The organism is Microbacterium altimontanum (genome assembly GCF_058349865.2).
The window spans coordinates 265,530-287,755 of sequence record NZ_JBYRJB020000005.1 but is presented as its reverse complement, the minus strand read 5'-3'; the positions used below and the strand labels follow the sequence as shown (position 1 = coordinate 287,755).

The window sequence follows — 22,226 nt, the reverse complement described above, 5'->3', positions numbered from 1 at the left end:
GACGCCGGCTGGGTCAATCCTGCGAACGGCCGGGGCAGGTCCCTGAGCGAGGGAGCGCAGCGACCGCCCTCCGCCAGGTCCCTGAGCGAGGGAGCGCAGCGACCGCCCTCCGCCAGGTCCCTGAGCGAGGGAGCGCAGCGACCGAGTCGAAGGGCGCTCAGCTGTACACGTGCGGCGCGAGGATCGCCACGTCGCGCAGGTTGCGGTACTTCTCCGCGTAGTCGAGGCCGTAGCCGATGACGAATTCGTTCGGGATGTCGAAGCCCACGTACTTGCAGTCGACCTCGACCTTGGCCGCCTCCGGCTTGCGCAGCAGGGCGAACACCTCGATGGACGCGGCACCGCGCGAGGCGAAGTTCTCCAGCAGCCAGCTGAGGGTGAGGCCGGAGTCGATGATGTCCTCGACGATGAGCACGTGCTTGTCGTGCAGGTCGACATCGAGGTCCTTGCGGATCTGCACGACGCCGCTCGACTTGGTGCCCGCACCATAGGAGGAGACGGCCATCCAGTCCATCGGCGCGACGACGGGCAGTGCACGGGCGAAGTCGGCCATGACCATGACGGCGCCCTTGAGCACGCCGACCAGGAGCAGCTCCTTGCCCTCGTAGTCGGTGGCGACCCGGGCGGCGATCTCGTCGAGCTTCTGGACGATCTGCTCCTCGGTGACGAGGACTTCGGTGATCTGATCGGAGATGTCCGCCGCGCGCATGGATCGAGTCTACCGTCGAGGCGAAGGGCCACCGTAGGATCGCGGTGAGCCGGGCGACGAGGCCCGCGGAGCGATCGGAGAGATCATGGCGGGCATCGACGACATCCTCAAGAACCTTCCCATCGGCGACATCGCCGCGAAGCTCGGGATCGACCGGGATGTCGCGACGAAGGCTGTCAGCGAGGGCGGTGCGGCGATCCTCGGCGGGCTGCAGAAGAACGCGCAGACGCCCCAGGGCGCGTCGGCGCTCGAGCAGGCGCTCGACAAGCACGCCGGGACGGTGAGCGAGGACGGGATCGACCTGGACGCGGTCGACACCGCGGACGGCGAGAAGATCCTGGGCCACGCGTTCGACGGGAAGCAGCAGGAGGTCACGCGGCAGCTGAACGACTCGCCGCAGACCGCCGGCATCGACTTCGGCAAGCTGCTCCCGATGCTCGCACCGCTCGTGATGGGCGTGCTCGCCAAGAAGAAGTCGTCCTCCCCAGAGCAGGGCTCAGGCGCCGGCGGGACCGGCGGAGGGCTCGGCGGTGTCGACATCGGCGGGCTGCTCGGCGGCCTCTTCGGCGGGAAGAAGTAGTCACCCGCCCCACGCTCAGCGCGCGGTGAACTCGAGCCGCGCGCCGGCCCGGCGCACGGCGCAGCCGGGAAGGTCGATCGGCCCCTGTCCGGCCCAATCGGTGACGAGGCGTGCGACCTCGAGGGTCTGACTGCGGGTGAGGCTCTGGCCGAACTCGCTCGCGACGACATGCCGGATGATGCGATGGCGCAGCGCGGCGGGGTTCGCGGCGAGCGCGCGAACCGACACCGCGATGCCGGCTTCGGCGTGCTCCACGATGTCTTCGATCGTCTCGTCGATCATCTCGGCGAAGGCCGCCGCATCCTCTCGCAGCTGCTCGGCGGTGCGGGCGAGGGCGTCGGCGATGCCCGGGCCGAGTTCCGCCTCGAGGACCGGCAGCACCCGAGCGCGTACGCGCACGCGGGCGTACGAGGGGTCGTCGTTGTGCGGATCGTTCCAGGGCTCGAGGCCCTGTGCGGCGCACGCCGCCGCGGTGACGGCACGGGGGACGTCGAGGAACGGCCGCAGCAGCGGGATGCCGCCCAGGTCTGCGACGGGCGACATGCCCTGGAGGCTCGCCGCACCCGACCCGCGCGCCAGGCCGAGGAGGACCGTCTCGGCCTGATCGTCGCGGGTGTGACCGACGAGGACGGCTGCAGCATCCGTCTGCCGCGCGATGCGCGCGAGCGCCTCGTAGCGGGCCGCGCGGGCGGCGGCTTCGGGGCCGCCGGAACCGGCGACGTCGACACGGGCGATGCGGGCGTCCATGCCGAGGTCTTCGGCCTGGCGGGCGGCGGCTTCGGCGACCTCGGCCGAGCCGGGCTGCAGGCCGTGGTCGATCGTCGCACTGATGAGCGTCATGCCGCGCTTGGGCGCCTCGAAAGCCGTCGCGGCCGCGAGGGCGAGGGAATCGGCGCCGCCGGAGAGGGCGACGACCACGGCACCGGGGCGGATGTCGGCCAGTGCCGCACGAACGGCGCGGCGGGTCTGGGCGACGGCGGGGTCGAGGCTGGGGCGGTGCTCCACGACCCCACGGTACCGCCGGCGAGCGCGGCAGAAGCAGGCTGGATCCGCGCGCTGGCCTCGGCGCGGCGGGGAATCCGTCGATCCAGCCTGCTTCTGCGACGCGAAGGGCACGCGACTAGGCTGGTGCGCGGAATTCCCGCCATCCGAAGGAGCACAGTATGGGCGCGTACGACGCCGTCATCGAGATCCCGCGCGGCAGCCGCGTGAAGTACGAGGTCGACCACGAGACCGGCAACGTCCACCTCGACCGCATCCTCTATACGGTGTTCGGGTACCCCGCCGACTACGGCTTCTTCGACAAGACGCTCGGCGAGGACGGCGACCCGCTCGACGTGCTCCTGCTGCTCGACCAGACGCTGTTCCCGGGGGTGCACGCGACGGTGCGTCCCGTGGCGGTGCTGAAGATGAGCGACGAGGCGGGCGGCGACGACAAGGTCGTGGCAGTGCTCGCGAAGGACCCGCGGTGGGCGCACATCCAGGACGTGGGCGACATCCCTGAGCACACGAAGAAGGAGATCTCGCACTTCTTCGAGCACTACAAGGACCTCGAAGAGGGCAAGTGGGTCAAGGTCGACGAGTGGGCGGATGCGGCGGAGGCCGAGCGCCTCGTCGCCGAGGCCACCGAGCGATACGGCCACTGACGCGCTGACGTGAGAAGGGGAGGGATGCGTTCGCATCCCTCCCCTTCTCAGTGGCCGGTTCTTCGCGGCCCTGCCTAGACGGAGATGCCGCGGGCCGCCATGAAGTTGATCGGGTTGACCGGTGAGCCGTTCACGTACGTCTCGAAGTGGAGGTGGCAGCCGAAGGAGTTGCCGGTGTTGCCGACGCCGGCGATGACCTGGCCGGCGCGGACGTGCTGGCCCGAACGCACGTAGAGGCAGCCGTTGCGGATGTGGCCGTAGCCGGTGCCGATGCCGCCGCCGTGGTCGATCTTGATGTAGTTGCCGTAGCCGCCGTTGTAGCCGGAGTAGACAACGGTGCCGGAGTGGGCGGCATAGATGTTGGTGCCGCAGCCGCTCGCGAGGTCGACGCCGTAGTGGAAGCCGCTGGAGCAGTAGCTGTTGCCGCACTGCACGGTGCGGCGGCCGTAGCCCGAGCTCTGGTAGCCGTTGGAGGGCCGGACCCAGCCGCCGGTGCCGCCACCACCGCCTCCGCCTCCTCCGCCCCCGCCGGAGCTGGCGGGGGAACCGCCGCCGGAGTTGTGGTGCTTCGCCGCTTCGCGGCGGGCCGCCTCTTCGCGGCGCCGGCGTTCGGCTTCCTCGCGGCGCTTGCGCTCCTCCTCTGCCTTGCGGCGCACCTCGACGCCGACCTTGTACTGGGTGACGGTCTTGGCCGTGGTGTCGTGCAGGGCGGCGAGCTGGGCCTTCAGGTCGTCGAGGTGGGCGTTCTGGTTGGCGACGGCGGCCTGGGCGGCTTCGGAGGCCTCCTGGGCGGCGACCATCTTCTGCTGAGCGATCTGCTGCAGCTTGTCGCGTTCCTGACGCTGCTTCTTCGCGAGGTCGCTGAGGTTCTGGGCGGAGTCGCGGGCGGCGACCGCGTCGGCGTAGACGGCCTTGTTCGCCTCGAGGAGCTTGTCCATCGTGCCGAGGCGGGCGAGGAGGTCGTCGGCGCCTGCGGCGGAGCCCGAGAGGAAGAGCTGGAGGGAGGTGTCGTCGCCGCCGTTGCGGTAGAGCTGGGCGGCGACGCGGCCGGCCTTGTCGGCGGCGTCGTCGGCCTTCTTGGCTTGTTCGTCGGCCTGGGCCTGGAGGTCGTCGGCGCGCTGGGCGGCGTCGAAGTACTTCTGCTGGGCGTCGTAGAACTCGGCGCCACGCTGCTCGGCGAGCGCCTGAGCCTGGGCGGCGGCGGCTTCCAGGCTCGCGATGAGCTGACGGATCTTGCCGATCTCGGCGTTCTTGGCCGACTCGTTGGCCTTCGCGCGCTGGACGTCGTCCCACGAGGGGTAGTTGGCGGCGTAGGCGGCAGGGATGCGTGGGGCGGCAGCGACGCCGGCAGCGGCGACGCCGATGATGCCGAGGGCGATGGCGCCGCGTCGGCTGACCATGTTCGGCCAGAGGGCGCGGCGTTCACGCTCCGTGGGAGCGCAGTCGCACTCCTCTTCCGGAGCGCGGGTCTCCTGGTCGATCACCCGGCCTCCTCTCACGCCATCGGGGCGAATTCGTCGGGTTCGGTCATCGGGGTGCGGCGTCGTGTCGGCGGGCACAACTCGTTCCACACTAACAACATCGTTCACAGATGCAACATGTCTGCTCCGCTGGCGTCCGAGAAGCCGTACCATTCTGCGACCGCCGGCGTCGCCGCACGGTGAGCGCGCGGGCGGGTCGCGACATCCGTCGTGCGCGCGATTAGGAGTTCGGCGTCGAATCTCTTATGCTTGAGCGTCGGCAAGCGTGAGCACCGAGTCCGTCAGGATGAGGTTCACCCCGGCCCCATCGTTTAGCGGCCTAGGACGCCGCCCTTTCACGGCGGTAGCACGGGTTCGAATCCCGTTGGGGTCACACTTTCCGATACAATTTCACAAGCATGGCCCTGTAGCGCAGCTGGTTAGCGTGCCGCCCTGTCACGGCGGAGGTCGCGGGTTCAAGTCCCGTCAGGGTCGCTCCAAGCGACGGGCCCTTTCCGAAGGGCCCTTCGTGTCGGACGCGGCAAATGCTTCGGCTGGCCGCGCGGCTCTGTAGCTCAGTTGGTAGAGCGCACGACTGAAAATCGTGAGGTCACGGGATCGACGCCCGTCGGAGCCACTGAAACCCTCGCGTGGCTTCTACACGCGGGGGTTTCTTCGTCTCTGGTCCACCCGCCGGCGCAGGATCTGTCGAGAAGCGCCACGTCTAACGGCCGGTGACCGTGATCGTCCCACCGTCGAGCGTGCCGGCGAAGCGGTAGTCGCCCCAGCGGATCGACTGCGACTGCTCGTGGGCCACCGCATCCCAGTCCCACCCGACGACGGGACGCGGATCGCCGCACTGCGGCGGGTACGAGTCCATCACGGTCGTGCAGAACGCAGTGCCGTGTCCGTCGTCGAGCACCATTCCCTCGAACGTGCGCGGTACCGGGCCGATGAGCGCGATGAAGAACGCCAGCACGGCGAGGACGACCGCGAGCGGCGTCATCGTGAACCGCTCCCGCCTCGAGCGCGACATCCCATTCGTCACGACGCTGAGCGCGAGGAGGCCGAAGACGACCCACATCGCCGCGGCCGAAACGGCACCCGGCAGGAGGTCGATCATGCCGCTCCGATCGAGCGCGACGAGCGCCATGACGGCGTACACGAGAATCGACACCGCCGAGCCGATTCGGTAGCGGGTCGGCAGCGTTCCGGGATGCTGGCCGCCCCACGCGAAGCTCCCCCACGGCGCACCGAGTGCGAGCGCGAACTGGAAGACGGCGAGCGCGCCGAGGAGCACGACGAACACGATCGCAAGGGCCACGATCCGGAGCCTATCCAGTTCCGGCGTCAGCTCCCGGCCAGCTGCGCCACCATCGGCAGGTCGGGCTCGGCCCACTCCAGCGCATGCAATTCGGTCAGGCGCACCCATTCGAGCCGGTCGTGATCGGTGCTCGTAGTCGGTCGCGGACCGATGACCGTCGCTCGGAGGCAGGTGAGACGGACGCCGCGACCCCGTACCTCGGTCGTGTCGGTGCGCAGCTCACGGTCGATACGGATGCCGATGCCCAGCTCCTCGTGGATCTCGCGCACGAGCGCCTCGGCCGGCGACTCCCCCGGCTCGACCTTTCCGCCGGGGAACTCCCATCGGCCGGCGTCGGCCTTCCCCTCGCGGCGGCGGCACGCGAGCACCCGGTCACCGTCGACGATGACCGCCGCGACGACGTCGAGTGGGTCCATGGGGGCATGGTGTCACACGTATCACCGCGGCGACGTCACACTCTTCCCCACAGATGCGGAAGCATGTAGAGTGACACGCACGAGGCGGTGGGACGTCTCACGGACCCGTGGGGGCACGGGTTCGATTCTGGGGAAAGAACGGGGCGACTGCGACGTCGCCCGGACATTGCTGGGGAGATAATGTCTGCTGGGGACGTGCTTGAGCACGTGCGCGTTTGCGCGTGCATCCGATGACGGCGATCGACGTCGGGCCAACGCCCGTCACGCTGCCGCGCATCCGCCCCGCGTCGACGCTCGACGACGGCCTGCAGGCTGCGGCGGCCCCGCGGCTGCAGCCGTCGTTGGAGCGGCGGCACCTCTGGGAACGCGCCTATCGCCGCCGTCTTCGCACGACTGACGCCCTTTCGGTGCTCGCCGCGACTGGAGTCGCAGCGTTGGCAGAAGTCGCCTTCGACATGCCGTCGGCGAGTGAACCGTGGGCGCTCGTGCGCTCCTCGCTTCTCACTGTCGGCACTTGGCTCGCGTTGCTGGCGCTTTTCAGCACACGCTCGACGAACATCCTCGGTTCGGGTGCAACCGAGTACAAGCGGGTCGCGCACGCCACGGGGCTCGCCTTCGGCATCGTCGCGATGACGTTCATCCTGTTCCAGTGGCACGGCGTGCGTATGCAGCTCCTCGTCGCACTCCCCCTCGGACTTTTCGTCATGCTCTTGGGACGTTGCATTTGGCGTCGCTGGCTCATCAACCAGCGAGCTCTGGGCCGCTACGCCGCGCGGACGATCGTCACAGGCACACGTGCAGACGTCGAGTACGTCATCCGTCAGCTCCTGCAAGACGCACACCATGCCTTCTCTATCGTCGGAGCGACCGTCACCGACAGCGCACGAGGCGGGATCGTCGTCGACGGCCGCGTCTACCCCGTTGTCGGCACGCCCGATGACGTCGCCACCCGCGCCCGCGAGCTCGGCGCCGATTCGGTCGTCGTCGCCAGCCAGCTCGACGGCGAGCCGCAGTATGTCAAGCGCCTCAGCTGGCAGCTGGAAGGCACTGCTTCGGAGCTCATTCTGTCGAGCCGGCTCGCCGACGTCGCGGGCCCGCGGATCTCTCTCCGCCCGATCGACGGGATGCCTCTCATCCACGTGAAGATTCCGGAGTTCGAAGGCGGCAAGCACCTCCTCAAGCGCACGATGGACATCGCCGTCGCCGCCCTCGCTCTGGTCCCGATCTTCCTGGTGGGGCTGCCCATCGCGCTTCTGATCAAGCTCGAAGATCGCGGTCCGGTCTTCTTCCGTCAGACCCGTGTCGGTCGCGACGGTGCCCAGTTCGAGATCCTGAAGTTCCGCACCATGGTGGTCGACGCGGAGGCACGGTTGGCGGCTTTGCAGACCGAGAACGAGGGCGCTGGGCCGCTGTTCAAGCTCAAGCGTGACCCACGAGTGACCCGCATCGGGACTGTGCTGCGCAAGTTCTCACTCGATGAGCTGCCCCAATTCTGGAACGTTCTCGTCGGCGATATGAGCGTCGTCGGCCCGCGACCGCCCCTGCCGAACGAGGTCACGGCGTACGACGGCACGGTGTTCCGCCGTCTCTACATCAAGCCCGGTATCACCGGTCTCTGGCAGGTGAGTGGACGCAGCGACTTGTCGTGGGACGAAAGTGTGCGCCTCGACCTGCGATACGTCGAGAACTGGTCGGTCATGTCGGATCTCATGATCATGTGGCGCACCGCGCGCGTCATGGTCGACCCGAAAGGGGCGTACTGAGCGGCGGGCCCGATGTGGTCTCCCGTAGCGATGTTCATCAGACCTCGGAGAGTGGGGACTCTCCGTAGAGGCCGGATCCGCGGTCGCACTCCCCAAACCAGCACGTTTCTGCCCGCTGTGGGGCCGTGCCGATGTCGCGACCGCGGGTCCTTAGGCCTGCAGACCGCACCTGTGATCCAGCAGAACGCAATATATTCATCCCAGGCGCGTCCGCTAGCTAGCGATGAGCCGGACTTCGGAGGGGGCGAAGTGGCGTGACGACCGTACGGATTCTGGGAACCCACGGCGTGCCTGCGGCATACGGCGGGTTCGAGACGGCTGCCGAGAACGTGGCACGGTATCTGCGCGACCGCGGTTGGCGGGTCGTGGTCTACTGTCAGCTCGAAGGGGAGGGCCCGATCGAGACTGACGAATGGCGGGGACTCGAGCGGGTGCTGATCCGTGAACCGAAGGAAGGGTGGCGAGGGACCGCTGCCTTCGATCTCGCCTCCATCCGCCACGCCATGGCACAGCACGAGGAGGGCGACGTCTGGCTCACCTTCGGCTACAACACCGGGGTCTACAACGTCGTCCCACGTCTGCGCGGCATCCCGAACGTCATCAACATGGACGGCATGGAGTGGACCCGGCGCCGCTGGGGCGTCGTGAAGCAAGGCATTCTCCTCGCGAATGAGAGGCTCGCCGGGATGGTCGGAAACGTGCTCATCGCCGACCACCCCGTGATCGCCACCTACCTCCGTCGCCACTTCGGCCGCCACCGTGTTCAGACGATCACCTACGGAGCGCACGAGGTCGGCGACGTGCCGACCTCCGCCATCGAGCAGTTGGGGCTCGAGCCGCACCGCTACGGCATCGTGGTGTGCCGGCCGATCCCCGAGAACTCCGTGCTCGAGATCGTCCGCGCCTGGAGCGCACGCCGACGCGGGATGCCGCTGGTGGTCGTCGGTCCCTTCGGAACCGACGACGAGTACCACCGGCAGGTACGGGCAGCAGCATCCGACGAAGTCATCTTTCCCGGTGCGATCTTCGAACCCGAGCGCATCCAGGCGCTGCGCCGTCACAGCGGGATCTATCTGCACGGACACACGGTGGGCGGGACGAACCCGTCATTGGTCGAAGCGATGGCCGCCGGCAATCCCGTGGTCGCCCACGACAACGCGTACAACACCTGGGTCGCCGGCCCGGAGAACGCCTACTTCTCGGACGCGTCGGACCTGTCCGACCTCCTCGACGACCTCCTCGATGACGCCGATCGCCGATCACGGATGGGAAACGCATCTCTCGCGCGCTTCCGTGAGGAGTTTACGTGGGAGAAGATCGGTCGCGAGTACGAGATCGCACTGCTGACCGCGCTGTCGCGCACGAATGCCGAATCTGTCATGGGGGAGACCAGATGATTGACGTCGCCGTTGTGGGCCTGGGCAAGATGGGGCTGTCCCATCTCTCGATGATCAACGCGCATCCGGATGTGCGCTTGGTCGGAGTGTGCGATTCCACGGGCTATCTGCTCGACGTGCTGGCAAAGTACACCGGAATGCGCACGTACAAGGACCTCGGGAAGATGCTGGATGAGGCGAAGCCGCAGGCCGTCATCATCGCCACTCCGACCCACCTTCACGCCGGCATGATCCGCCAGGCGCTCGAGCGAGGGGTGAGCGTGTTCTGCGAGAAGCCTCTCGTGATCGATCCGGCGGAGGGGACCGAGCTCACCGAGCTGGCCGCCGCCCGCGGAGCAGTGACTCAGGTGGGGTACCACAACCGATTCGTCGGCGCGTTCCAGGAGGCGAAGCGGCTCCTCGACGCAGGCGCAATCGGCACCGTCGCGACCGCCCTCGCCGAGGCCTACGGCCCGGTCGTCCTCAAGCCGTCCGGCCACACGTGGCGCAGCCAGCGTGCCACCGGCGGAGGCTGTCTCTACGACTACGCCGCGCATCCGCTGAACCTGCTGACGTGGTACCTCGGGGCGCCCACCTCGGTCAGCGGCAGTCAGCTCACGAGCATCTTCTCGGCTCAGATCGATGACGCCGTCGCCTCGACGCTGCACTACCCCAGCGGCACCGCGCAGATCGTGGCGAACTGGTCGGACGAATCCCAGCGAAAGATGACCACGAAGATCTCCCTTTGGGGCGAGCACGGCAAGATCTACGCCGACCGTCAGGAGATCCAGGTCTACCTGCGCGACACCGCGCCTCTCCCATCCGGCTACCGTGCGGGATGGAACGTCCGGTACACGACCGAGCTTACGGAGGCCCCGTGGTTCTATCTGCGCGGGGAGGAGTACAGCGCTCAGCTCGACGCGTTCGTGAAGCGCGTGGCGGCCGGCGAGAGCGAAGGGCAGAACGACTTCCGCTCCGCGTCCGCCACCGACCAGGTGATCGCCATGATCAGCAAGGACGCGGCACGCGAGGAATCCCGACTGCGGAGCCCGGAGGCCGACTCTGCCCCCGTTCCGGCAATGGCCCAGCCGACGCGGCGGTTCGGCATCCGCCGTCTGATGAAGGGGGGTGTGCGATGAGCGACGTTGCGACGACGAAGATGGACCGGCTTCTCTTCGGAGACAACCAGTTCTTCGGCGTGAATCACATGTCGGAGGAGAAGGCGCGCGCTCAGCAGATGCGCTTCCAGGACCTCGACGCCATCATGCAGGTGCTCGATGACGCGTACGAGGCAGGCGTCACGACGTTCATGTGCACCACACACGACCGCATCGCGCAGGTCGTCGACCGCGTCCGCACGGACCCTGAGAGGACCGAGAGGATGTCTTTCTTCCCCTGCATGCCGTACGCGCACAAGTACGCGAACGCCATCACCGACGACGGTTTCCTGGGTGCGATCCGCCGGTTCCTGCCCGAGGAAGGGCTCCTCGACAGCATCGCCCGCGGGACGAGCTCCCTCGCCCGCAAGGACATCGAGGGGGTGTCGACGCTGCTCATCGACGCGGAGATGAAGATGTTCGCGGGCGTACAGACGCCGGTGATCTGGCTGCAGAACGTCGTCGTCGATCTGCTCTCGGGGCTCGGCTTCACCGACGCCTTCCGCATCTTCGCCGACCACGTCCGCAATCGCTACCAGGCCGAACCGGGCTTCATCACGATGAACCTTCCCCGCACCCTCGACGACCTCGACCGTGCCGGCATCGAGAACCCTATCGTCTGCTCGAACATCAACAAGCTCGGCTTCCGGATGTCGGGCGGAATCGACGGGTACCGCGCCGCAATGGACAAACGACCGTTCCGGGCGGTGGCAATGTCGGTGCTCGCCAGCGGCGCGATTCCGGCGCGGGAGGCCATCGAGTGGGTCTGCGGCCTACCGAATCTCGAGTCCATCGTGTTCGGCGCATCCAGCCGCGCGAACATCCAGTCGACAGTGCGTCTGGTGGACGAGTACTGGCAGGGCGACTGACGTGCGGCGTCGGAGCAGGCGTGACCCCAACACGGTGCTCGTCGTCAACCCCGGGGCGGATCTCTACGGTTCCGACCGGATGGCGGTTGAGACGGTACGTGCACTGGTGGCGGGCGGCCGAAGAGTCATCGTGGCGGTCCCCGCAGACGGCCCGCTCGTCCCACTCCTCGAAGCGGCGGGTGCGCAGGTCGTCATGTGCCCGACACCCATTGTGCGCAAGGGTCTCCTCAGTCTCAGAGGCCTACTAGGGCTCTTCGCGGCCACCATCACCGCCATCGGACCTAATCTCGGTGTGCTTCGGCGTTCGGCTGCAACGACCGTTGTCGTGAACACGCTGACCCCACCTCTCTGGCTGCCGCTCAGCCGGCTCACCGGTCACACGACGATCTGTCACGTGCACGAAGGCGAGGCGTCGGTCTCCGGTCTGCTCCGGCGCGCGCTCTATCTGCCGCTCCTCTTCAGCAATCGCATCATCATCAACAGCCGCTTCAGCCTGGGCGTGCTCCGGTCAGCGGCGCCCTGGCTCGTCAAGCGCACAATTGTCATCTACAACGCCGTTGCCGCGCCCACCTCTGTCGTCCCACCTCGGTCAGAACTCCACGGCACCGCGCGTCTCCTCTTCGTGGGGCGACTGTCGCATCGCAAGGGTCCCCACGTCGCGCTCGAAGCGCTGCGCCTGCTGCTCGACCGCGGGCACGACGTCAGCCTCGCTCTTCTCGGGGCCGTCTTTCCCGGCAATGAGGAATACGCCGAGTACCTGGAACACCTCGTGGCGTCGAGCGGGCTGAAGTCGCACACTCAGTTCCTCGGGTTCCGCCCATCGGTCTGGGAGGACCTCTCCCGCAGCGATATCGTCCTCATCCCGTCGACCGTGGACGAGCCTTTCGGAAACACCGCGGTCGAGGCGGCCCTGGCGGCGCGTCCCTCAGTCGTCAGTGCGGTCGGCGGTCTTCCGGAAGCGTGCGAGCACTCAACGAGCAGCATTCTGGTTCCTCCCGGCGATGCGTCCGCGCTCGCCGACGCGGTCCAAACAATCGTCGCGGACTGGTCCGGCTACACCGCACGGGCTGTCTCTGATTCGAAGAGCGTGGCCGCCGCCTTCTCGCCCGTCCGTTACGGCGACGAGATGCTCGACGCAATGCGTCCGGCCCGGTTCCCGCACGCCTGACGGCCTCAGCCGAGGACCTCTGCAACCCCGGAGACCATCAATCCCCGAGCTCCGCGACTCACCGCGGTGGCCCGCGCGGTCTTTGTGCTCAGGACATGTGCGACGACCGGTCTGCCGTCTTCCACGAACGCCGCCCAGTGTTCGGGGGAGGCCTTCCAGTCAAGACCGAGCATGGTCCAGTACCCCTGCGTTCGGCTGAAGAGGTCCGGGGTCGCATCGAGATCGCGGCCGAAATAGAAGCCCCACGACTGCATGCCATGCTTCCGAGCGAGCTTCGCCCACGCCAGATTGGTCGCGTCGCTCTTCGCAACGAACACGTCAGCGACGGCTGACACACGTCCCGACATCGTCGACATGAGCTCACCGTAGTAGCGCGGGTTCACCGCCTTAGGGTCAACCCAGAGCGCGTGCGATGAGGCGTAGCGATCGATCAGATCGATGAGACGCCAGTACGGGCGCGCCGGCTGATCCGGGTGACCTTGTGGGGGCGAAATGCGGTACTGCTTCACCTCATTCCAGGTGTGTTCGGCCACAACGAATCCCGTCGTCGCGGACGTTCGATCAAGCGTCTTGTCGTGGACACCACACCACACCCCGTCCGCAGTGCGGGCGACGGACATCTCGAGCGCATCGACTCCGACCTCGGTTGCCCTCTCATAGGCGTATGCCGACATTTCGGGCCAGTCTGCAGAGCCACCGCGATGGGCGACAGTGAAGGGCGTGCTCGACAACATCGCCTCGACCTTGGATGGCCGTGGCCACAACCAGCCGGCGAGGGGAACACCGACTGCGATCGCCGCCGCTGCTGCCCCTCCTGAGGCGAGCAGGGTGCGCCGCGAGAAGCGTCGCTCGCCGTGCTTCTCCGCAGCGTGATCTTCGTCCGACATGGTCACGGCCTCCCTTCGGGATTATGCAGGCTTTGCCGGAGAGCTGACCCTGCGAGGCCCGCCCGGGCGGACGAGGTCTCCTCACCCGTTCCCGTCGGGCCGGGCATCGGCGGGGAGTCGGCTCCGTACGACTCGCGCCGGACTTCCAACTGCGATGCTGAAGTCGGGGATGTCCTTCGTCACGACGCTCCCGGCGCCGACGACGACGCCCTTGCCGATCGTCACACCGGAGGCGATGATCGTGCCGCTGCCGATCCAGCAGTCGTCACCGATACGAACGATTCCGCGGGCGACTCCCTGTGACTTGATAGTGGCGTCGGTCGCCGCGAACACGTGATTCTCGGAGTAGATCTTCACACCCGGACCGCACAAGACATCGGCTCCGATGCTGATCTCCCCCGAGCACCCGATGAAGCATCCCGTCGCGAAGCTGGAGCGATCTCCGACACTCAACCCGATGCCCACTTCTCCGCCGTAGTAGGACGACGGACGGATACACGTTCCGGGCCCGATGGAGACATCGGAACCGAACCGGATCCCGTCTCGCGAGAGCCCTTGCAACTCGACGCCGTCCTCGAGGACGAGACGTCCGGCGTGGGAGATCCACTTCGCATTGGTGATCCGCACCCGGCGTCCGATGAAGAGCATGCCGCCGGAACGACGGAAGAACGGCTTCCGGAGGAGCCCACGGAGGCCCATCGGCGCGACCCGCAGGAGAAGCCCGACTTGCGCCCTGAGCGAGTCGCGATCACTGAGACCGGTGAAGCTACGCATGTGCCTCTCCTTCTCCCCGGAGAGACCCGTACCAACGAATGAGGGATGCGCCCAAGAGCAGAGCGTTGACCGCGAACAGGATGGTGTAGAGCCACATGAATCCGGCGTGCCACCACAGTGTCAGGAGGACCAGCATCAGCAGACCATAGTCAGCGGGAAGGACGGCGAGCGAGTAAAAGGGCGACATCCGAGCCGCACTCTCCCGTTGCGACCACTGGCGCGGTCCGGCGCCGTCACTACGGCGAACGAGGTCGGTGAGGATGACACCGAAGAAGAAGATCGTCGAGACGAATCCGAAGCCCAGCGGCACGAGGAGCCACGGAGCCGAGACATCGTAGAAGCGTGCCCAGCAGATTGCGACAGCCAGGTGGATGCTTGACATCTTCATCGCATCCACCATGTGGTCGAGCCACTCGCCGCGCGGACTTCCACCCCCGCGGAGTCGCGCGAGTTGGCCATCTGCAGAATCGAGGGCGTAGCCGAGGACCAGAAGTCCAACGACGAGCACGGCGCTCCCCGCACTCGGCGGCACGAGGGCGACGCAAGCGATCGCCGTGAATGTGCACAGCGCACTGATCGACGTGACCCCGTTCGGTGTCATGTGAAGCTCATGGGCCGCAGCAGCAAAGATGCGGCCCAGTGGTCGGTTCACGAAACGGGAGTACGCCGGCGCGCCTGACGAGGACTTCTGCGCGGACCGCAGGGCGACGATCGATTCACGGTAGGTCATCGGAGACCGGCTTTCGAGTTGAGACCAGAGGATTCGATGGCAGCGCGGAAGACGGCCACGTGCGCCGCGGCGGCGGCGGGCCACGTGCGAAGCGAGAGATCTGGCGGAATGGCGGGGACTCCGCTCTCCAGAGCTGCCGTGAGCGCCGCCGGGTCAAGATCGCCTCTGTATCTCCGGATCCATTCGGGCCCGACTTCCCGCGCGATCGCATTGGTGATGTCGTTGCTCGGAGCGAGGACGGGACGCCCGAGGGAGAGCGCGAGCAGCAGGGCACCGGAGTTGTGCATGCGCGGGTAGGGAAGGACGACGAGGCTCGCGCTCGTGACGAGCTCGACGAGGCGTTGATCGGCAACGTAGCCCAGCTCGAGTCGCACCCGAGGATCGCGTGCCGCCGCAGCCGAGAGGCGCGCGCGGAGCCCGGCGTCGGGGGCTGCACCCGCCACGGTCAGGCGGGCATCGGAGCGAGGCACCTCGGTGAAAACATCGATGAGGCCCTCAATGCCCTTGTACGGTCGCACCTGCCCGACCACGACAGCCTGGAGAGGCGTGGGCGTCGACGGGGGGAATCGCCGGTAGACATCGATGTAGTGTCCGTGAGGAATCTCCACGGCCGTGGCCCCGTCCGGTACGGGAGTCTGCGGGTTGAGCGTCACCCAGACCGTGGTCAGACGGTCCCACCGCCGCAGAAGACGGCGTTCAATCCAGCCGCCGCGTTCATGAGGCTCCACGTTGTGGGCCGTGCGGACCACCGGGATCCGTGCCAGCCGCAATCGCATCTGGAACGCCCACGTTGCAAGCCGTTTGCCGGCGGTCTTGAGCGGGGAGGAGCCGCGGGAGAGCAGCTCGGGCCAGTGGACGTGAAACACGTCGTAGCGACCCATGAGCGCTAGCCGCCAGCTGAAGAGCTCGACCTGCACGTGAGGGCGTAGCGAGTCGACGAGCTGCAGCAGATAAGGATTCGTCGTCGGACGCAATTGCGGGAGGGACTCCATCACGACGATGGAGCCGCCGTCGTGCGCGCGCGCCGCTCCGCTCATTGCCGGTGCATCGCCCATGTCCCCCACGACCCCGCTCCGTTGAGAGTGTTCCCGCCGCCCCTGAGGCGCCCCGAACCAGCCTATCGCGCGGCTCCGGCGCACGTCTGGAAGGATGAACGCATGGGGCAGGATTCTGGGGCCGGCTCCGCGGCGACGCGGATGCTCGGGATTGTCATCGTCAATTACGGGTCGAGCGCTCTGATCGCCGACAACCTGACCGTGCTTTCTGCACTGCGGCGGCCTCACATCATCGTGATCGTCGACAACTTCTCCACCCTGGACGAGCGACAGCGCATCGCTGCGCTGACCTCGATGCAAGGCTGGGAACTGCTCACCCCTGAAGCCAACCTTGGCTTCGGTGCAGGTGCCAACCTCGGGGCCGAAGCCGCACGCCGGAGGGGATCGCGCGACCTGCTGATTCTCAATCCCGACGCGACCATCGATGAGGCGAACCTCGAGCGTCTCGCTTCGGCAGCGGAAGCTGATCGCTTGGCGGCATACGCGCCGACCATCCGGCGTCCCGACGGCCGCGTGTGGTTCGAGGGGATGTGGCTCGATGACACCGACGGCACTATGCGCCGTGCTGCCACTCCCCCGGAATCCGGTCACGTGTGGCTCACCGGCGCCTGTCTCTGGGTTCCCGTCGAGGCCTGGGATCGCGTCGACGGCTTCGACGAGTCGTACTTCCTGTACTGGGAGGACGTCGACTTCTCCCGACGCCTGCTGGACGCGGGCTGTGCGCTTCATGTCGTCACCGAGGCGACGGCTGTCCATGATGTCGGTGGCACCCAGAGCTCGCACGGAGGCGCGAAGTCAGCCACGTATTACTTCTATTCGATCCGGAACCGCTCGCTGTACGCGGCGCAACATCTGAGCGTCGCAGACGTTCGTCGATGGCGTCGCAACGATCTTCGTGTGGCGTGGCAGATCGTGATGCGGGGTGGGCGTCGGCAATTCCTTCGGCCGTTCGCTCCTCTCGCGGCGTATGTGCGAGGCTTGCGCGCGGCACGGCGCATCTCGTCCGAGAGTCTCGCCAAGCGCACGGTGCGGGTTTATGTCAGCGCACGCACCGCACACCTGGAACGGGACGCCGACCGTCCCGACGTCACGCTCCTCTACGGACAACGCCGGTACGACTTCGTCGCCGGGGCAGGGGGCAATCTCGACGTCCGCGCCGTTTCGGCATTCGGAGTGTTCTCGCACCTCGTCCGAACGCCAGCCGCGGTCGTGGAGATCAACGAGCCGCTCTTCCTGCGTGCGGTCGTCCGCTCTGTCGCTGCCACGCTGGCGGTCGGTGTGCGGCGACTTTTCGGAGGCGGCCGGACGACCGTCGTCTCATACGCCATCGAGAACCTCGACCCGCGCGCGTCTGGCCGACGGATGTCTCTCTTGAGCCGTGTGAAGACCTGGCTCCGGCTCATGCTCGCCCACGTGGTCTGGCGACGCATCGACCGGCTCGCATTCGGGACTCCGGGAGCCGAGGACCTCTACACAAGGGTGTTCGGACCTCCTCGGACGCAGGTCACCGCGCTCATCCCCGCGCTGCCACGTGGCACAGGCTCGCCCGCACCGCGCTCGACCACCCCAACGGTCGTCTTCCTCGGCGCCTTCATTGAACGTAAGGGTTATCGCGACGTCCTCGAAGCCTGGCCGCTCGTCAGCGCGTCGGTCCCCACAGCCAGGCTCATCATGATGGGGAAGGGGCCCGGTGAGCAGGAGGTCGTCGCCGCCGCATCCGAATCCCTCGAGGTCACCGTCGATCCCTCTCGCGAGCGGATCTTCTCCGAGTTGTCGGCCGCAACCGTGCTCGTCCTCCCCTCTCGTCGTCAAGGCACGTGGCGCGAGCAGGTGGGGTTGCCCATCGTCGAGGGCTTAGAAGCCGGCTGCGAGATCGTCACCACGACCGAGACCGGCCTAGCGGCGTGGCTCATCGAACATGGGCACCGTGTAGTGGCGTCAAGCAGCTCGGCGGCGGAATTGGCCGATGCGATCACGGGTGCTCTCGTCAACGCTCGTCCCCAGGAGGAGATCTTGGCCGACCTCCCCGATGAGGACGGGCGCCTGCACGCCGAGCGGTGGCTCGCGGAAACCGGGCGTCAGCCCGCTGAGCGGCGACGGCGAAGGTCTCGGATCACGTAGATGTAATACGGGATCACCTGGCAGATGACGACCGCGACAACGGTGCCGGCGACAGTACCGGCGGCGCCCCAAATCGGTATCCACCAAACGGAGAGCCCCACGGACACGGGGATCATCAATACGGTTGGAATCACCTGGAACTTGAGGCCGCGCTCGTCCGTCATGTACATCCCGGCCGGGTATTTCGCTGCCTGAGCAGCGACGAAGACCGTGAAGGCGACGATGAGGCCGAGCGGAAGCACGATCGCCCCATTTGAGACGAACTGGGTGAGCACCGGGCTCGCCACCGCAACGACCCCCGCGATCGCGAGCCCACCCAGTAGGAACCACACGGTTGCACGGTGCGGGGCGACGATCTCCCCATCGGTCCGGGCGCGCGCGAAGATCGGCCATAGAGCAACGCCCGCTGCGGACACCGTCTGCAAGGCGATCGCAAACAGCTGTGACGCCAGGTTGTACTGCGCTAGATCTTGGCTGCTCGCCAGTTGGCTCACCAGGATCCGGTCGGTCTGCATAGCGATGGGTAGCGCGACCATCTGCACGAGCATGGGCCACGCCAGATTTAGCACGCGCACGTTGGGGGCGCGGCGAAGCCGGGGGACGTCCCGGATCGCGGTGCGAAGATTCGGGGACAGCCCGCGCGCAGACAGAGCGAGGCAGAGAATCGAGACGAGGGCACTCGCAAGGTACGAGAAGATCGCGATGTAGTCGCCCACCGGGAGGCTGAAGACGACGCACGCCCCGACGGTGAGGAACATGAATGGGGCCGCGGCAGCCTGCGTCGCGACCTGTGTCGATGCCTTGCCCAGGCCGACCAGAATGCGCTGCCCGACGGAAAGCGGGATGGCGAGTCCGAAGATCACGAGGCACAGAGTGGCGGCGAGCTCCCCCGGTCCGGGCGTCAGCGAGTCGCCGAGGATCAGCCGCCAGGCGCCGAACACGTAGAGGAGGATGCCGACAAGGCCGATCACAGCACCCGAAACCAGAAGGATTCGGAATGCGCTCGCGATTGCGCGGGCGACGTATGGGTCGCGACGCGGGTCTTTCGACTGCGCAACGGCGTTGATGACCACAGCGGCGAGGCCGAGGTCCGCGAACGGCAGCAGATTGGGGAGCGTCGTGAGGAGCCCATACTGCGCGAATGCGTCGACACCGAAATGCGTGACGATGAGGCGGCTGGTGACGATACCGATGAGGCCGGAGACGCCCATCACGACGATCTTCATCGCGGCGGTGGAGCCCACGGAGCGCCATGGCCGCCCCGCCCTCACCATGCACGCCCGCCGACCGCGGAAGCATGAGCTGAGGACGGATTACCAGGATCTCGGCGTGCCGCGATCTCCGGGAGGAGGAGTGCAACGCAGAGGGCGACCGTGAAGAACGTGGTTCCGAGTGGGCTGAAGAACGTGTCCCAGACTGTGCGTACACCAAGGAACAGTGCGACGCCAACCGCGGTGCCGGAGGCGACGGAAGACGCCATCCCATAGACGGCATAGCACACAATGGCGACTGCCAAGAGGCCACCGAGAACTCCGCCGAGCAGCCACAGGTCGCCGATCACCGAGTGGACCTCGAACTTGCTCCCGAACATGTACCGGTCGACATAGCCATTATGCTCCGGGTTGTATCCCAGCGCGGCCATGCCCTCCTTGGCCGTGAAGATATCGCTGTACGAAGGCAACGTCCCCGTGCCGAAACCCCACGGGTTGGACCGCAAGAGCGCGACCGTTGCCCCGAGCTCCGGGCGCCCGCCAGTGATCACGCTTCCAGAGGTCTCGATCTGCACCTGAGTGCGTGCCTGGATCTCTTCGCCGAGGATGCCCTCGAGAATGGCGCCCTGCAGGGCGAAGAACCCTCCCACCGCGATCGCTGCGATCTGGATGATCACCATTCCCGCCTTCGTCCTCCGGCTGCGACCGGGTTGGCGCCGAGTGAGCAGGAGTGCCGTGGCAATGAGCAGCGTGGCCGCGAGCGAGCGAGAATCAGCGATACCAGAACATGCGGCGAGCAACAGCATCGCGGCGAACTGCCGTGGCACGCTGCGAGTGACGAAGGGGACGCTCAGTGCGATCAGGATGATCGGCACTGAGAGCGAGAATTTCCAAGGATTCGCCGGGTTGATGCCGACCACGGCAAGGCTCGCGAGACCGCCGACGCCGTAGCTGAGCGCCACCTTGGACAGGCCGATGACGGTCCGCGCCCAGAGAAGTGTGACGATGCAGAGGCCGATCCCCAGAATCCGGAACGACTCCTGGATCATCGTCGTGTTGCTGATCGTGTGGTCGCCGATGCTTGCCTGCGTGAGGAGTCCACCCGCGACTGCCGCCGCAACTGCGAGGGAGAACAGAAGGACGCCGCCTCGGTATCGCCGGAGCACAGGAAGCGTGATCGGGAGGAAGAGGAGGGCGACAAGGGAGCCGAGGTGGTAATCGTCGTTCACGAAGTAGCGCACAGCCAGCAGCGCGCTGAGTCCGTAAGCCAAGGCTTCTTCGGTTCCGCGGCCCGCTCGCTCGCGCCGTCGCAAGGCCGAGGCGAGCTCCCCACCACCCGGCAGCAGGGTCATTTCGCGGAGGTGGTCTTGCTGTCGGCACCGGACGTCGCGTCGCTGTCCGTCGACTCAGTGCCGTGAGCCTCTCCGTCGGAGGTGGAGTCGGTGTCGGTCACCGAATCATGTCGGTCCGGCGTCGATTCGATGTCTCGCCGCTCGTCCTCGTTCATCGGCTCACCGGCGCGACTCTCAGTCTCCATACCACCGGCGTCCCCGGCCAGGAACGGATCCTCAGCGTTGGCTGCATGCCGCCTCGATCTGCGTCCCGATCTGAGACCGTTGGACCGCTGGCCGGAGCGCGGAGAAGCGGCTGTGTACTCATAACGCGTGGCACCGCGCCGCGGGCGCCGGTTCAGGACAACACCGAGCACCTGCGGACCCGACCGCTCCAGAGCTGAAAGGGCACGAGCGAAGTGCCGGCGGCTGGTGCGGCCCCAGCGAGCGACCAGAAGAGCACCGCTCGCCGCATGGGAAAGCCAGATCGAGTCCGAAACGCTGAGGACCGGGCCGGTGTCGATGATGACGAGGTCGAACTCGCCTTCACTCGTCGAAATCAGGGACTGCATCGCTTCGCTGCTGAGCAATTGTGACGGGTTGGGCGGGATGGGGCCCGATGGCAGCACCGCAAGACCGGGAACACCCCATGGCTCGATCGCATCGGACCGCTCGACGTCGCCGAGAAGGACCCCCGTCAGACCGATCGCGTCCTCGAGGCCCGTGTACCGGGCGATGGATGGGCGCCGCAGGTCCGCGTCAATCAATAGAACCCGCTTGCCTGACTCTGCTACGACGACGGCAAGTGCAAGTGCCAGCGAGCTCTTGCCCTCGCGTTGGTCCGGCGACGTGACGACCACCGAACGCAGGCCCCCGTCGATTCGCAAGAAATTCAGGTTGGCGGCCAGCGCCCGCACCGACTCGGCCTCCACGCTCAAAGGGTCCCGCAACAGGGATTGGACGAGCAGTGTCGACCGCCTGCTCTCGAGCACCTGGCCGAGCAGGGGGGCCTCGGTCAGCTGGGCGACGTCACGTGGCCCGCTCACGTGATCGCCGAACAACCGACGGGCGACAGCGTACAGAGCACCAACTACCAGACCGGCGAGGATGCCGAGCGCAATCGAGAGTCGCGTGTTGGGCGCGAAAGGCGAGCCCGGTAGACTCGCCCCCTGAATCGTCGTGACCGTCACGGCGGGCTTGCCGTCTGCGCTGTGCGGGGAGACCTTCGGGATCTCCGTAGCGAGGCTGTCCATCACGGCATCTGTGATCTCCTTGGCCGTCTGGGGGTCACCTCGCACGACAGAGACCTGGATAATCGCCGTGGCCAGCGGGCTCGACGCTTCCACGATCCCACTCATCTGTGACGGCGTCGTATCGAGCCCCAGCTCGTCGATGACGGGCTGGAGAACGACCTCCGAGGTCGCCAAGACGACGTACGACGGAATCGTGGCCTGAATGAATGTGGACCCCTGGGTCAATTCGGAAGTCGAATCGCCTCGATCGCTGGTCACAAGCACGCTCCCCGTGGAGCGGTACTGCTCCGGCGAGAAGTGCGCCACCATGAACCCCGCGATCCCGCCGACGACCGCCAACACGACGATCGTGATCCAGCGCCGCCGTAGCGCGTAGGCGTATTCGATGAGCGTCAT

20 protein-coding genes and 3 tRNA genes are annotated in these 22,226 nt (G+C 67.0%); 11 read left to right on the top strand and 12 right to left on the bottom strand.

Annotation, left to right across the window (positions count from 1 at the left end):
• Positions 1–157 precede the first annotated feature (157 nt).
• Entirely contained in the window at positions 158–709 is a 552-nt protein-coding gene (gene hpt / locus AC3RX1_RS10830; RefSeq protein ID WP_491501243.1) for a hypoxanthine phosphoribosyltransferase, read from the bottom strand.
• Between the two features lie 85 nt (positions 710–794).
• Between hpt and AC3RX1_RS10825 the strand changes: the two genes are divergently transcribed.
• Positions 795–1,289, top strand: a complete 495-nt coding sequence (locus AC3RX1_RS10825; RefSeq protein WP_491501242.1) for a DUF937 domain-containing protein — start codon at positions 795–797, stop codon at positions 1,287–1,289.
• Positions 1,290–1,304: 15 nt separating this feature from the next.
• On the opposite strand, the gene tilS is transcribed toward AC3RX1_RS10825, so the two are convergent.
• Positions 1,305–2,294 carry a tRNA lysidine(34) synthetase TilS gene (gene tilS / locus AC3RX1_RS10820; protein WP_491501241.1) on the bottom strand — a complete coding sequence of 330 codons (990 nt, stop codon included), beginning with the start codon at positions 2,292–2,294 and terminating at the stop codon, positions 1,305–1,307.
• 158 nt (positions 2,295–2,452) lie between these two features.
• Between tilS and AC3RX1_RS10815 the strand changes: the two genes are divergently transcribed.
• Entirely contained in the window at positions 2,453–2,935 is a 483-nt protein-coding gene (locus tag AC3RX1_RS10815; RefSeq protein WP_491501240.1) for an inorganic diphosphatase, read from the top strand.
• A 74-nt stretch (positions 2,936–3,009) separates the two neighbouring features.
• Here the strand turns inward: AC3RX1_RS10815 and AC3RX1_RS10810 are convergent, their stop codons facing one another.
• Positions 3,010–4,416, bottom strand: a complete 1,407-nt coding sequence (locus AC3RX1_RS10810; protein WP_491501386.1) for a peptidoglycan DD-metalloendopeptidase family protein — start codon at positions 4,414–4,416, stop codon at positions 3,010–3,012.
• 300 nt (positions 4,417–4,716) lie between these two features.
• Between AC3RX1_RS10810 and AC3RX1_RS10805 the strand changes: the two genes are divergently transcribed.
• From AC3RX1_RS10805 to AC3RX1_RS10795, 3 genes are all read left to right on the top strand, one after another.
• Positions 4,717–4,789: transfer RNA gene (locus AC3RX1_RS10805), tRNA-Glu, on the top strand.
• Positions 4,790–4,816: 27 nt separating this feature from the next.
• Positions 4,817–4,890: transfer RNA gene (locus AC3RX1_RS10800), tRNA-Asp, on the top strand.
• Between the two features lie 69 nt (positions 4,891–4,959).
• Positions 4,960–5,032, top strand: a tRNA-Phe gene (locus AC3RX1_RS10795).
• Positions 5,033–5,119: 87 nt separating this feature from the next.
• On the opposite strand, the gene AC3RX1_RS10790 is transcribed toward AC3RX1_RS10795, so the two are convergent.
• Together AC3RX1_RS10790 and AC3RX1_RS10785 are read right to left on the bottom strand one after the other, a co-directional pair.
• Positions 5,120–5,719, bottom strand: a complete 600-nt coding sequence (locus tag AC3RX1_RS10790) for a hypothetical protein (RefSeq protein ID WP_491501239.1) — start codon at positions 5,717–5,719, stop codon at positions 5,120–5,122.
• 26 nt (positions 5,720–5,745) lie between these two features.
• Positions 5,746–6,135, bottom strand: coding sequence for a (deoxy)nucleoside triphosphate pyrophosphohydrolase (locus AC3RX1_RS10785; protein WP_491501238.1), 390 nt, complete (start codon positions 6,133–6,135; stop codon positions 5,746–5,748).
• Between the two features lie 230 nt (positions 6,136–6,365).
• Between AC3RX1_RS10785 and AC3RX1_RS10780 the strand changes: the two genes are divergently transcribed.
• From AC3RX1_RS10780 to AC3RX1_RS10760, 5 genes are all read left to right on the top strand, one after another.
• Entirely contained in the window at positions 6,366–7,898 is a 1,533-nt protein-coding gene (locus tag AC3RX1_RS10780) for a sugar transferase (protein WP_491501237.1), read from the top strand.
• Between the two features lie 254 nt (positions 7,899–8,152).
• Positions 8,153–9,295 (top strand): DUF1972 domain-containing protein, encoded by a 1,143-nt coding sequence (locus AC3RX1_RS10775; protein WP_491501236.1) that lies wholly within the window; start codon positions 8,153–8,155, stop codon positions 9,293–9,295.
• Positions 9,292–10,413: a Gfo/Idh/MocA family protein gene (locus AC3RX1_RS10770; protein WP_491501235.1), complete on the top strand. Its 1,122-nt coding sequence runs from the start codon at positions 9,292–9,294 to the stop codon at positions 10,411–10,413. Before AC3RX1_RS10775 ends, AC3RX1_RS10770 begins: the two co-directional genes overlap by 4 nt.
• On the top strand, positions 10,410–11,300 hold the full coding sequence (locus AC3RX1_RS10765) for a hypothetical protein (RefSeq protein WP_491501234.1): 891 nt from the start codon (positions 10,410–10,412) through the stop codon (positions 11,298–11,300). Before AC3RX1_RS10770 ends, AC3RX1_RS10765 begins: the two co-directional genes overlap by 4 nt.
• Positions 11,301–11,334: 34 nt before the next feature.
• Positions 11,335–12,468 (top strand): glycosyltransferase family 4 protein, encoded by a 1,134-nt coding sequence (locus AC3RX1_RS10760; RefSeq protein WP_491501233.1) that lies wholly within the window; start codon positions 11,335–11,337, stop codon positions 12,466–12,468.
• A gap of 5 nt (positions 12,469–12,473) precedes the next feature.
• Here AC3RX1_RS10760 and AC3RX1_RS10755 read toward each other — a convergent pair whose 3' ends face one another.
• The 4 genes from AC3RX1_RS10755 to AC3RX1_RS10740 form a co-directional block, all read right to left on the bottom strand.
• The gene (locus AC3RX1_RS10755; RefSeq protein ID WP_491501385.1) at positions 12,474–13,355 is read right to left on the bottom strand and encodes a glycerophosphodiester phosphodiesterase family protein; all 882 of its coding nucleotides are present in this window, start codon (positions 13,353–13,355) and stop codon (positions 12,474–12,476) included.
• 81 nt (positions 13,356–13,436) lie between these two features.
• Entirely contained in the window at positions 13,437–14,129 is a 693-nt protein-coding gene (locus tag AC3RX1_RS10750; RefSeq protein WP_491501232.1) for an acyltransferase, read from the bottom strand.
• The gene (locus AC3RX1_RS10745) at positions 14,122–14,730 is read right to left on the bottom strand and encodes a CDP-alcohol phosphatidyltransferase family protein (protein ID WP_491501231.1); all 609 of its coding nucleotides are present in this window, start codon (positions 14,728–14,730) and stop codon (positions 14,122–14,124) included. Before AC3RX1_RS10745 ends, AC3RX1_RS10750 begins: the two co-directional genes overlap by 8 nt.
• A 125-nt stretch (positions 14,731–14,855) precedes the next feature.
• On the bottom strand, positions 14,856–15,914 hold the full coding sequence (locus AC3RX1_RS10740) for a glycosyltransferase (RefSeq protein WP_498239364.1): 1,059 nt from the start codon (positions 15,912–15,914) through the stop codon (positions 14,856–14,858).
• 102 nt (positions 15,915–16,016) lie between these two features.
• Here AC3RX1_RS10740 and AC3RX1_RS10735 point away from each other — a divergent pair, with 102 nt between their 5' ends.
• Entirely contained in the window at positions 16,017–18,035 is a 2,019-nt protein-coding gene (locus AC3RX1_RS10735; RefSeq protein ID WP_491501229.1) for a glycosyltransferase, read from the top strand.
• Here AC3RX1_RS10735 and AC3RX1_RS10730 read toward each other — a convergent pair.
• The 3 genes from AC3RX1_RS10730 to AC3RX1_RS10720 are packed head-to-tail and all read right to left on the bottom strand — an operon-like array spanning position 17,993 to position 22,226.
• The gene (locus tag AC3RX1_RS10730; protein ID WP_491501228.1) at positions 17,993–19,261 is read right to left on the bottom strand and encodes a lipopolysaccharide biosynthesis protein; all 1,269 of its coding nucleotides are present in this window, start codon (positions 19,259–19,261) and stop codon (positions 17,993–17,995) included. The two genes, AC3RX1_RS10735 and AC3RX1_RS10730, sit on opposite strands and share 43 nt — an antisense overlap.
• 41 nt (positions 19,262–19,302) lie before the next feature.
• Positions 19,303–20,598, bottom strand: coding sequence for a hypothetical protein (locus tag AC3RX1_RS10725; RefSeq protein WP_491501227.1), 1,296 nt, complete (start codon positions 20,596–20,598; stop codon positions 19,303–19,305).
• Positions 20,595–22,226, bottom strand: a complete 1,632-nt coding sequence (locus AC3RX1_RS10720) for a tyrosine-protein kinase domain-containing protein (protein WP_491501226.1) — start codon at positions 22,224–22,226, stop codon at positions 20,595–20,597. The genes AC3RX1_RS10725 and AC3RX1_RS10720 overlap by 4 nt, the downstream gene beginning before the upstream one ends.